Here is an 11,694-nt window from a genome sequence, read left to right as displayed (position 1 = left end):
GGCGGTGACCCGCACGGCGGCCGGGCCTGGTGGAGGCGGCTCCCTCACGGGCCGGGCCGCCCTGGTCACGGGGGGTTCACGGGGCATCGGGCTGGCCGTCGCGGAGGCGCTGACGGCGGACGGCGCGGCGGTGTGCGTCACGGCGCGGGACCCGAGGGGGCTGGCCGACGCCGTACGCCGCCTCGGCCCGCGCGCCATCGGCTGCCCGGGGGACGTGGCCGACCCGGCCCATCTGTCGGCGGCGGTGGCCCGCACCCTGGCCGAGTTCGGCCGCCTCGACATCCTGGTCAACAACGCCGCGACCAACGCCCCGTTCGGCCCGCTGATGGCCGTGGACCCGCTCGCCTGGCGCACGGCCTTCACGGTCAACGTGGAGGCCCCGCTGCGGCTGGCCCAGGCGGCCTGGCGGGCCTGGATGCGCGACCACGGCGGGGCGGTCGTCAACATCTGCACCGAGGGCACCCACGGCGTCGGCCCGGACGTCGGCGCCTACGGCACCACCAAGACGGCCCTCCTCCGCCTCACCCGCCAGCTCGCCGGAGAACTGGCCCCCGCCGTCCGCGTCAACGCCGTCTCCCCGGGCCTGGTCCGCACCGAGATGGCCCGCTTCGTCTGGGAGCCCGGCGAACAGGAGATCGCCGCGACGCTCCCGCTGGCCCGTATCGGCGAACCGGAGGACGTGGCGCGCGCGGTCCGCTGGCTGGTCTCGGACGAGGCGTCCTGGATCACCGGCACGGACCTGGTGGTCGACGGCGGCCGCCGCGTCCGCGCGGCACGCCGCATCGACTGACCGGACACATGGCCCCCTGTTCCTCGACGTCCCCCGACCAGGGGCAGCCCTGTATTCGCTAGACGAGACGCAACGTAGCGTCTACGCTAGCCGCCATGACACTCACTCACACCCTTGCCGACCCCCGGGTCGAGAACGCCATCAGCCGCATGTTCACGCTGGCCGAGCAGGATGAGACCGCCCAGGCGCAGCTGCCGCCCGGCGCGCTGGAAACGATGGCTCCGCAGGAACTCGCCGACGCTGCGGCCGGGATCTATATGCCGATCTCCGCCGATGGCGGGAAGCTGCTCTACAACCTGGTGCGCGCCATCCGCCCGGCCACGGTGGTCGAGTTCGGCATGTCCTACGGGATCTCCACGCTCCATCTGGCCGCCGCCGTGCGGGACAACGGCACCGGACGGGTCGTCACCACGGAAATGAGCAAGGAGAAGATCGCCGCGGCCCGCCGCACCTTCACCGAGACCGGTCTTGACGACCTGATCACCGTGCTGGAGGGGGACGCCCGGGAGACCCTCGCCGACCTCGAGGGTCCCCTGGAACTGGTCCTGCTCGACGGCTGGAAGGACCTGTGCCTGCCCGTGCTGCGGATGCTCGAACCGAGCCTGCGGCCCGGCGCCCTCGTCGTGGCCGACGACATCGACCAGTTCGAGGGCCCCATGCGGCCGTACCTCGACTACGTACGCGACCCGGCGAACGGCTACCAGAACGTCAGCTTCCCCATCGAGGACGGCATGGAGATCAGCTGCCGCCTCTGACACCGCCCGCCGCGCCGCGCGGTCAGGAAGCCGTCAGCGCTCGCCCAGCCAGATCGGGTTCGTCATCGCCGCCATCGGGCCCGGTATGCCCGATGCCCCGCCGTCCGCCGGGGCATGGCGGATCTCGGCGCGGACATACGCCGCGTAGGACGCCGTCGTACGCCATTCGGCGGTGAGCTCGCCGGAGGCGGGGACCGGCGTTCCGTAGAGCTGGCCCTGGTCGGTGATGAACCGCACCGAGCAGTCCGGGCCCGCGCCGGAGACCTTCAGGCGGACCGTGACCTCCTCCGCGCCGCCGACCTTCAGACGCTCGCCGATTCCGGCGTGCTTGCCGCGTCCGCCGACCGCCTCGAAGGTGAGGTCGATCTTGGAAGACTCCGCGATCCAGCTGCGGCCGGCCCGGATGCTCTCCTGGATGGCGGTGCGGGAGAGGTCGTCGGCGAGCACCACTGTCTGGGGCAGGCCGACGACCTGGGGCTCGCGGTGGGCGTCGCTGTGGCCGACGGCGGGCAGCCAGCGGCCGTCGCCACGGGAGGCGGCCACCAGCGTGTTGTCCCACTCGGAGATCGTGATCTCGTCGTCGGGGGTGAAGTCCGCGTTCCACACCTCGACCGCGTCGGCCTCGTTGAAGCCGAACTTCCAGTTGCAGCCGACACAGGTGCCGTGCGGATGGGCCGGGATCACCAGGCCGCCGGCCTGCCGGACCTTGCGGGCGAACTGGCCGAAGCGGTTGTCCCGGGCGCGGTAGCGCCAGTCGATGAAGACGCCGGGGTCGGTGCCGAGGGCGACCACGTGGCCATTGCGCGTGGTGATCTCCTCGCCGGTGAGGATCAGCAGGTCATCGCCCCACAGACCCTCGAACGCGGCATGCGCCGAGGTGGTGTTGTGCTCGGTGGTGGTGATGAAGTCCAGCCCCGCGGCACGGGCGGCGGCGACCAGCTCGGCCGGGGTGCGCTTGCCGTCGGAGTGCACGGTGTGCAGATGCGAGTCGCCCCGGTACCAGGCGCGGCCCCGGCCCTTCGCGCGCTGCGGCGGGTAGACCGGTTTCGGCGTGGTGCCGGGCGCGCCGTACCGCAGTGTGACGGTGACCTTGTAGTCCAGGCCCTGCGGGGCGACCGTGTACGGCCCCAGCACGATATGCCAGGTGCCCGCCTTGACCGGACCCGCCAGATAGCCGGGGGTGGCCTCCTCGGCGCTGATGGCGAACTCCGTACGGGCCCCGCCGGACCAGCCGCGGAAGCCTCGGCCGCCCAGCTCCGTACCGCGCTCGTCGAAGATGCCGATGTCGCAGGCGTTGCCCTGCGTGCCGGCCGGGACGGTCGGCTTGTCGTACGCGTACGACACGGCGATCTCGCGCACTCCGCGCTCCACCTCGACCGGTACGTAGACGAAGTCGGCCGCGCCGGTGGACAGATGGCCGCTGAGGGTCCTGGTCTGCTCAGGACCGTCGGCCGTGTCCGCCGCGTCGGCCTGGGTGAAGGTCATGGGATCGAGTGTCAGCACACCCGCCGCGCCCGCAAGCGCGGAGAGCCTGAGTACATCGCGTCGCTGCATGAGGTGCCCCCCAGAGTCGAGAGTGCCGTCCGACACCCGCGTGACACCGTTGTACGCGTGGGTGACACGCGCGGAAAGCCCTGTGGATAACTCCATGGCGGAGAGGGAACGGACGACCCCGCCCCGGCCCCGCCACTCCCGCCCGGCGATCCGCGCCGCCGCCAAGTCCGGTCCGGGCGACGGCCGTCGGCGCCCACTGCGTGTAGCCCGCACGTTCCACCGCGCCGTATTCCCGTCCACCGCCCGCGGCCGCCGTGATCAGACCCACAAAACCGCAGGCCCGGGCCGTCTGGCGGTGTCCCACACCGCTCGTATGCTCGGAGGATGACCACGAGCGCGCAGGGAAACGAACCGGATGCCCCGACTGGCTCCGCCGCCCCCACAGCCAACGCGATGCGCCGTGCGCTCAAGCGCGCCCGCGACGGCGTGGCGCTGGACACCGCCGAGGCGGCGGTGCTGCTCCAGGCGCGCGGTGACGACCTGCGGGAGCTGATGGCCTCCGCCGCCCGGGTCCGCGACGCGGGCCTGGAGGCGGCCGGCCGCCCCGAGGTCATCACCTACTCGCGCAGCGTCTTCGTCCCGCTCACCCGGCTGTGCCGGGACAAGTGTCACTACTGCACCTTCGCGACCGTCCCCGGCAAGCTGCGCCGCGCGGGCCATGGGATGTTCATGTCGCCCGACGAGGTTCTGGACATCGCCCGCCGGGGCGCCGAAATGGGCTGCAAGGAAGCGCTGATCACCCTCGGCGACCGTCCCGAGGACCGCTGGCCCGAGGCGCGCGAATGGCTGGAGGCCGAGGGGTACGACGACACCATCGCGTACGTACGGGCCATGGCCATCCGCATCCTGGAGGAGACGGGCCTGCTGCCCCACCTCAACCCCGGCGCGCTGACCTGGACCGACTTCCAGCGGCTCAAGCCGGTCGCCCCCTCCATGGGCATGATGCTGGAGACCACCGCCGAGCGGCTGTGGAGCGAGCCCGGCGGCCCCCACTACGGCTCGCCCGACAAGGAGCCCGCGGTGCGGCTGCGGGTGCTGGAGGACGCCGGGCGCAGCTCCGTCCCGTTCACCAGCGGGCTGCTGATCGGGATCGGCGAGAACCATGAGGAGCGGGCCGAGTCGCTGTTCGCGCTGCGCCGCGTCTCCCGTTCGTACCACGGCATCCAGGAAGTCATCGTCCAGAACTTCCGCGCCAAGCCGGACACCGCCATGCGCGGGATGCCGGACGCGGAGCTGGACGACCTGGTGGCCACCGTCGCCGTCGCCCGCCACATCCTGGGCCCGTCCGCCTGCATCCAGGCGCCGCCCAACCTGGTGGACGCGGAGTACGAGCAGCTCATCGGGGCCGGTATCGACGACTGGGGCGGCGTTTCCCCGCTCACCCCTGACCACGTCAACCCCGAGCGCCCCTGGCCCCAGGTGGACGAGCTGGCCGAGCGCTCCGCGGCCGCCGGTTTCCGGCTGCGCGAACGGCTCGCGGTCTACCCCGAGTACGTCCAGCGAGGCGAGCCCTGGCTGGACCCCCGGCTGCTGCCGCATGTGACCGCCCTCGCCGACCCCGGGACCGGCCTGGCCCGCGAGGACGCGATCCCCACCGGGCTGCCCTGGCAGGAGCCTGACGAGGCGTTCAGCGCCTCCGGCCGCACCGATCTGCACCGCTCCATCGACACCGAGGGCCGCACCGGTGACCGCCGTGAGGACTTCGACGAGGTCTACGGCGACTGGGAGGCGCTGCGCGAGGCCGCAGCCCCCGGTATGGCACCGTCCCGCGTCGACACCGACGTCAAGGCCGCGCTGGCCCAGGCGGCCGACGACCCGACCCGGCTGACCGACCCCGAGGCGCTGGCCCTGCTCCACGCCGAGGGTCCGGCGCTGGACGCCCTGTGCCGCATCGCCGACGATCTGCGCCGGGCGACCGTCGGCGACGACATCACCTACATCGTCACCAGGAACATCAACTTCACCAATGTCTGCTACACCGGCTGCCGCTTCTGCGCCTTCGCCCAGCGCCGCACCGACGCGGACGCCTACACCCTCTCCCTGAACCAGGTCGCCGACCGCGCCCAGCAGGCGTGGGACGTGGGCGCGGTGGAGGTCTGCATGCAGGGCGGAATCCACCCGGATCTGCCCGGCACCGCGTACTTCGACATCGCACGCGCCGTCAAGGAGCGCGTGCCCGGCATGCATGTCCATGCCTTCTCCCCGATGGAGGTCGTCAACGGCGCGACCCGTACGGGCATGTCCATCCGCGAATGGCTGACGGCGGCGCGCGAGGCGGGCCTGGACACCATCCCCGGCACGGCCGCCGAGATCCTGGACGACGAGGTGCGCTGGGTCCTCACCAAGGGCAAACTGCCGACGGCCACCTGGGTCGAGGTCGTCAAGACGGCGCATGAGCTGGGCATCCGGTCCTCGTCCACGATGATGTACGGCCATGTGGACCAGCCCCGCCACTGGCTGGCCCATCTGCGGCTGCTCGCGGAGATCCAGCAGGAGACGGGCGGCTTCACCGAATTCGTCACCCTCCCCTTCATCCACACCAACGCCCCCGTCTACCTCGCCGGTATCGCCCGCCCCGGCCCAACCACCCGCGACAACCGCGCCGTCACGGCCATGGCGCGGATCCTGCTCCACCCCCACATCCCCAACATCCAGACCAGCTGGGTGAAGCTGGGCACGGAGGGCGCCGCCGAGATGCTCCGCTCCGGCGCCAACGACCTGGGCGGCACCCTTATGGAGGAGACCATCTCCCGTATGGCGGGCTCCTCCTACGGCTCGTACCGCTCCATCCAGGACCTGGTGGGCATCGCCGAGCTGGCCGGCCGCCCGGCCCGCGCCCGCACCACCACCTACGGCCCCGTCCCCGAGGACCGCCAGGCCGCCGCCCTCGCCTCGGACGGCCATCTGCCGGAGCTGCTCCCGGTGCTGGGGGACTGACCCCGGCGCACGGTTCGCGGGCGCCCCGCGCGGATACGCCGCCAGGGGAAGCGGGGGGGAAGGGGCACCCATGGCCGGGTTCAGACCTGCCCGGTGAAGCATCACGCGGGCGGAGTTGTCGTCCCTGGGGGAGACGGCTCCGCATGTGGTGCGGGACTCGCCCGGATACCCGGGGCCGACCCCACCCTGTTCGCAGCCCTCCGCGCGCCGCTCGCCGAGCTCCGGGCGAGTCCGGAGCACGGCCGGACGGCGCTCGGATAAGGGCTTTCGGCGCGCGGCCGACATTCGGTGAGGGAATTCGCATTCTCGGAATGCGACCGTCCGTCGTCTTCTCCGTGATGACGCCTTCACAATCCGCGGCGGCCAAGAGGCGATCATTAGGTGTCCATTACAGTTCGAAGGCAGTTCAGGGCCATTCACGCACGCGAAGAAAAGAGGCATGGGTCGTGACCGCAACCGCCAGCGCAGCGACCGGCGTATGGGGCCGCGCCGAACAGCAGGACTTCCGCAGCCGGGTGCGTGGCTGTCTGCTCGGCGGCGCCATCGGGGACGCGCTGGGGGCGGCCGTGGAGTTCGCCTCCCTGGACGAGATCAGGGCGGCACACGGACCCGAGGGTGTGACGGACTTCCTGCCCGCCTATGGCGGCCGCGGACGGGTCACCGACGACACCCAGATGACGCTGTTCACCGTGGATGGACTGATACGGGCACAGGTGCGCCGCGACACCGGGGCCTGGCACCCGCCCACCGACATCCACTCCGCCCACCGCCGCTGGTACTCCACCCAGCGCGACTGGGGCCCCGATGAGCGCCGTAAGGACGCCGGCTGGCTGGCCCGCGAGGAGTGGCTGTACGCCCAGCGGTCCCCGGGCCGGGCCTGTATCACCGGGCTCGCCGACGAGACCATGGGCACCCTGGAGCGGCCCAAGAACCCCGACTCCAAGGGATGCGGCGCCGTGATGCGCTCCGCGCCCTTCGGACTGCTGGTGGGCTGGGAGCCGCAGCTGGTCTTCCAGCTGGCCATCGAGTGCGCGGCCCAGACCCACGGCCACCCCACCGGCTATCTCTCGGCCGGTGCCTTCGCCCTCGTCGTGCACGGCCTGGCGCGCGGCGAGGCGCTGGACGGAGCCGTCCAGCGCGCCCTCGCCCATCTGGCCACCCGCCCCGGCCACGAGGAGACCACGAACGCGCTGTGGCACGCCCTCGGCGCCGTACGGCAGGGCCTGCCGACCCCCGACCGCGTCGCGTCGCTCGGCGAGGGCTGGACCGGTGAGGAGGCGCTGGCGATGGGCCTGTACTGCGCGCTGGTCGCCGAGGACGTCCGCCATGGGCTGCTGCTCGCGGTCAACCACGGCGGGGACAGCGACTCCACGGCGGCCATCTGCGGCAATCTGCTGGGCGCGCTGCACGGCGAGACGGCGCTGCCGCCCGCCTGGCTGGCGGAGGTCGAGGGGCGCGGCACGATCCTGGAGCTGGCCGACGACTTCGCCATGGAGATGACCCAGGGCCCGGCCCTGCACGGCCCCGGCAGCTCCTCCCCGGCCTGGCTCACCCGCTACCCGCGCGCGTAGGTCCGCTCCGGCCGCCGCCGCGCCGCGTCCGTCCGCTGCCGCCCCAGGGTCCCGATGCCCTCCCAGGGACGCCATGGACGCCTTAGGGCGCGCACGGTCAGATACGCGGCCACGCCCAGGAAGGCGACGCCGATCAGCGGATAGACGGCGGTGAGCAGCATCTGGGCGGGGTTCTGGTGGAGCTCCACCCGGGCCGGCCGGCTGTGGGGCGCGTACCAGACCATGAAGGAGCAGAACAGCAGCCCGGTCACCACCGTGCACGCCGTCCAGGCCGCGGTGCGCCGCCGCACCGCCTCCACCGCGAGCAGCAGGACCATCGGGACGGCCCACACCCAGTGGTGCGACCAGGAGACCGGGCTGACCATGAGGGCGGTCACCGCGCAGGTCAAGGCGGCCCAGGCGCGGGCGTTCGGCAGGCGGCTGTCGTCGGTCAGCTGGGCGGCCACCGCCGTGGCCAGGCCCACCAAGCCGACCAGCGCGGCCGCCGCGAGCCACCACATGCCCGGGTCGGGGGTGTGCAGCACACGGGCGAGGGCGCCCTTGAGGTTCTGGTTGCCCGCGCCCTCGACATCGCCGGGGCGGTCGGTCGCGAAGACGACCTCGGTCCAGAAGCGCCGGGAGTCGTGCGGCAGCGCCAGGGCCGAGAACGCGACCGTAAGGACGAAGGCGGCGGTCGCTACGGCCGCGCGCCGCAGATGGTCGTTGAGGAAGCGCGGTGGTGGCGGGCCGCTTCCGTGCCCGGCGCGGCTGCGGGCCGCCCGCGCCGCCCGCAGCCGCCGGAGGCCGAGGAAGAGCCCGGCCAGCCCCAGGAAGACCACGAAGAGCCCCGGGGTGAGCTTGATCCCGGTGGCGATGCCCGTCCCGACCCCCGCCCAGCGGTGGCCCGCCCGGCGGGTCAGATCCCCTAGCACCAACGCCGTGACCAGCAGATTGATCTGCCCGTAGCGCAGGGTCGTCCACACCGGCTCGCACCACACCCCGACGGCGGCCAGGGCCAGGACGGCGGCCGGTCGCGGCACCCGCGCGGGCAGTCCTATCAGCCGCAGCGACAGATGGGCCACGGCGACCATCAGGACGAGGTTGACGGCCGTCCCGAAGGTCCGCAGGACGCCCGTGCTCATCACGGTCAGCGGGGTGAAGAGCAGCGCCGCGAACGGCGGATAGGTATTGGGGAGATTGTGCTCGGTCGCCCGCATGTCATACAGATCCATCGCATCGCGTACGGTCCATCCCTCGGCGCGATAGACCAGCAGATCGACCATCGACACCTGGGCGGCCCGCTGCGCGATCCAGAACCCGGTGAAGGAGAGCAGGCAGAAGACCGCCGCGCACAGGAGCGGTCGGCGCAGTACGAGGGCGCGGGCCCGGTGGATCCGGGAGTCGGTGATCGTCTGGGTGGCGGTCACGGGGGCTCCAGAGGTCCTTGAGGACGGCGGCTCGGCGGGGGCGGGGCGAGTCGGGTCCGGGTGGTGCGGTCGGTGCGGTTGGTGCGTTCGGTGACAAGTGGGCTCGGACGGCCGACCATAGTACGTTCCGGATGCGAACCGCTGGTGAGCAAAAGGTTGCCTGGACAGGCGGGATCTCCCCATCGCCACCCCGGTCCCGCGTTCCGTTTCCGCCCCGTCGGGAACGGTCGGCCGTACGGTGGGCCGATGCCTGCCTCCGCCGCCGTCATACGTGATGCCACCCACGCCGACCTGGACGCCATCGCCGCGATCTTCGGCCACTACGTCACCGAGACCGTCGTCACCTTCGAGGAGACCCCGCCCACCGTCGAGGACTGGGCGCGGCGGCTCGCGGAGCTGACCGGCCGGGGCTTGCCGTTCCTGGTCGCCGAGGTCGACGACGGCCGTGCGGCCCCCGAAGACGACAGCCGTGCGGCCCCCGAAGCCGACGGCCGTACCGTCCCCGAAGATGACGGCCTTACGGTCGTCGGATACGCCTACGCCGGGCCCTGGCGTCCCAAGCCCGCGTACCGCCACACCGCCGAGGACGCCATCTACCTCGCCCCCGGCCGGACCGGCGCGGGGCTCGGGGCCGGGCTGCTCGACGCCCTGCTCACCCGCTGTGCCGAGGCGGGCGTACGGCAGGTCGTCGCGGTCATCGCCGACTCCGGCAGCGATGCCTCGGCCGCCCTGCACCGGCGCTTCGGCTTCCGCCCGGCGGGCCTGCTGGCCGGGGTGGGCCACAAGCACGGACGCTGGATCGATACCCACCTCATGCAGTGCGACCTGACGGCCCGCGCGGCGCGTCAATAGACGGCGCGTACCGACGAACAGACAGAACCGGGCCGCCGGTCACCCCGCACAGGGTGGTGACCGGCGGCCCGGGTCATGGCCGCCGCGCGGAAGTCGTCAGTCCGTGGCGCCCGCGACCGACTTGCGGTCGTCCGTGTCGCCCTGCTCCGGCACCGACAGCGCGGCACTCGCAGAACCCGGCCCGTCGTCATCCGAGTTGAGCGAGGCGAGGATGGCATCGCGCTCCGGGGTGTCCTCCGGCTTGAGGTAGCCGACGACGATGAAGAGCACGAGCGAGACCGCGAGCGGGATGGAGATCTGGTACTCCAGGTTCACGCCTCCGTCGATCGCGTCGTTGATCGGGTAGTTGACCAGGTAGAAGGCGATCAGGCCCATGGCCCAGCTGACCAGCGCCGCCGTCGGACCCGACTTGCGGAAGGTGGCCAGCATGCCGAGCATCAGCGGGATCGCGATCGGTCCCATGAGCCCGGCGACCCACTTGATCACGACGGTGATGATGTCCCCGAAGAAGTCCGAGTTGACCTGGGTGGCGATGGCCATCGACAGGGCGAGGAAGAGCAGCGTGGTGTAGCGGGCCGCGAGCAGCCCGGTGCGGGAGGACCATTCCCGTACCGACTTGAAGACGGCGGGCATGATGTCCCGGGTCACCACGGCCGCGATCGCGTTGGCGTCCGAGGAGCACATCGCCATGGTGTGCGAGAAGAAGCCGACGATCACCAGGCCCAGCAGACCGTGCGGCAGCAGGTGTTCGGCCATCTCCGCGTACGAGTCGGCGGGCTTGTCCGTCTTGATGATCAGCGGCGCGACCCACATGGGGAAGAACAGCACGAGCGGCCAGACGAACCACAGAATGGCCGACAGCCGGGCCGAGCGCTTGGCGGAGTGGGCGCTGTCGGTCGCCATATAGCGCTGTGCCTGGTTCCACATGCCGCCGTTGTACTCGAAGGTCTTGATGAAGAGGTACGCGAGCAGGAAGACCAGGGTGTACGGGCCGACGGTCGGCTGGTGGTGGCTGTCGGGGAGGTCGTCCCAGACGGTCCAGAGGGTGCTGAAGCCGTCCAGCTCGTTGAGTACGGCGATCAGCATCGAGATGCCCGCCACGAACTGGATGATGAACTGGCCGAGTTCGGTGAGCGCGTCGGCCCACAGCCCGCCGACGGTGCAGTAGACGGCGGTGACCGCGCCCGTGATCAGGATGCCCTGGTTGAGCGAGACACCGGTGAAGATGGAGAGCAGGGTGGCGATGGCCGCCCACTTGGCACCCACGTCCACGATCTTCAGCAGCACCCCGGACCAGGCCAGCGCCTGCTGCGTGGGCAGGTTGTAGCGGTTCTTCAGATATTCGAGCGGCGAGGCCACCCTGAGTTTGCTGCGCACCCGGTTCAGGCGCGGCGCGAAGAGGTTGGCGCCGATCGCGATGCCGATGGCGATGGGGAAGGACCAGGTGACATAGGAGGTGATGCCGTATTGGTAGGCGATGGCCGCGTATCCCGTGAACATCACCGCGCTGTAGCCGGACATGTGGTGCGAGATCCCGGACAGCCACCAGGGCATCTTGCCGCCCGCGGTGAAGAAGTCGCTGACGTTGTCCACACGCTTGTGGGACCAGAGGCCGATGCCGACCATGACACCGAAGTAGCCGATCAGTACAACCCAGTCGAGACTGTTCATGTCCCCTCCCAAGGGTCCGCCATATGAACGGGAGCGCACTCCGCCGCGACGTTCGTCATGGGCGGTTCCCCCGAGCGGGAGCGGGGTACTTCCGGGATTGAACCGCTCGTTCGGGTGACCGGTCAAGGGTTCTATAGGTCACGAATGTGAACGCAGAT

Annotated in this window: 8 protein-coding genes and 1 pseudogene; 5 read left to right on the top strand and 4 right to left on the bottom strand. The window is 71.4% G+C overall.

Annotation, left to right across the window (positions count from 1 at the left end; all coding sequences use genetic code 11):
- Positions 1-4 precede the first annotated feature (4 nt).
- Both ACMTAK_RS21640 and ACMTAK_RS21635 read left to right on the top strand, forming a co-directional pair.
- Complete coding sequence (locus tag ACMTAK_RS21640; protein ID WP_413807750.1) at positions 5-790, top strand: SDR family oxidoreductase; 786 nt, start codon at positions 5-7, stop codon at positions 788-790.
- Positions 791-885: 95 nt separating this feature from the next.
- Positions 886-1,545 carry an O-methyltransferase gene (locus tag ACMTAK_RS21635; protein ID WP_413807749.1) on the top strand — a complete coding sequence of 220 codons (660 nt, stop codon included), beginning with the start codon at positions 886-888 and terminating at the stop codon, positions 1,543-1,545.
- Between the two features lie 33 nt (positions 1,546-1,578).
- Here the strand turns inward: ACMTAK_RS21635 and ACMTAK_RS21630 are convergent, their stop codons facing one another.
- Positions 1,579-3,099 (bottom strand): CehA/McbA family metallohydrolase, encoded by a 1,521-nt coding sequence (locus ACMTAK_RS21630; RefSeq protein WP_413807748.1) that lies wholly within the window; start codon positions 3,097-3,099, stop codon positions 1,579-1,581.
- Positions 3,100-3,423: 324 nt separating this feature from the next.
- Between ACMTAK_RS21630 and ACMTAK_RS21625 the strand changes: the two genes are divergently transcribed.
- Positions 3,424-6,036 carry a bifunctional FO biosynthesis protein CofGH gene (locus ACMTAK_RS21625; protein ID WP_413807747.1) on the top strand — a complete coding sequence of 871 codons (2,613 nt, stop codon included), beginning with the start codon at positions 3,424-3,426 and terminating at the stop codon, positions 6,034-6,036.
- Positions 6,037-6,072: 36 nt separating this feature from the next.
- Here ACMTAK_RS21625 and ACMTAK_RS21620 read toward each other — a convergent pair.
- Positions 6,073-6,186: pseudogene (locus tag ACMTAK_RS21620) on the bottom strand (RNA-guided endonuclease TnpB family protein); the annotation flags it as partial.
- Positions 6,187-6,482: 296 nt separating this feature from the next.
- On the opposite strand from ACMTAK_RS21620, the gene ACMTAK_RS21615 reads away from it, so the two are divergent.
- Complete coding sequence (locus ACMTAK_RS21615; RefSeq protein ID WP_413807746.1) at positions 6,483-7,607, top strand: ADP-ribosylglycohydrolase family protein; 1,125 nt, start codon at positions 6,483-6,485, stop codon at positions 7,605-7,607.
- Here ACMTAK_RS21615 and ACMTAK_RS21610 read toward each other — a convergent pair.
- Entirely contained in the window at positions 7,592-9,013 is a 1,422-nt protein-coding gene (locus tag ACMTAK_RS21610) for a glycosyltransferase 87 family protein (protein ID WP_413807745.1), read from the bottom strand. The genes ACMTAK_RS21615 and ACMTAK_RS21610 overlap by 16 nt on opposite strands.
- Positions 9,014-9,259: 246 nt before the next feature.
- Between ACMTAK_RS21610 and ACMTAK_RS21605 the strand changes: the two genes are divergently transcribed.
- Positions 9,260-9,865: a GNAT family N-acetyltransferase gene (locus ACMTAK_RS21605; RefSeq protein ID WP_413807744.1), complete on the top strand. Its 606-nt coding sequence runs from the start codon at positions 9,260-9,262 to the stop codon at positions 9,863-9,865.
- 96 nt (positions 9,866-9,961) lie between these two features.
- Here ACMTAK_RS21605 and ACMTAK_RS21600 read toward each other — a convergent pair whose 3' ends face one another.
- Complete coding sequence (locus tag ACMTAK_RS21600; protein ID WP_413807743.1) at positions 9,962-11,536, bottom strand: sodium:solute symporter family protein; 1,575 nt, start codon at positions 11,534-11,536, stop codon at positions 9,962-9,964.
- Positions 11,537-11,694: the final 158 nt, after the last annotated feature.

It is taken from the genome of Streptomyces lacaronensis (assembly GCF_047337785.1).
Lineage (GTDB): Bacteria > Actinomycetota > Actinomycetes > Streptomycetales > Streptomycetaceae > Streptomyces > Streptomyces lycopersici.
The sequence above is the reverse complement of the archived record's forward strand: the minus strand, read 5'-3'. Positions and strand labels throughout refer to the sequence as shown.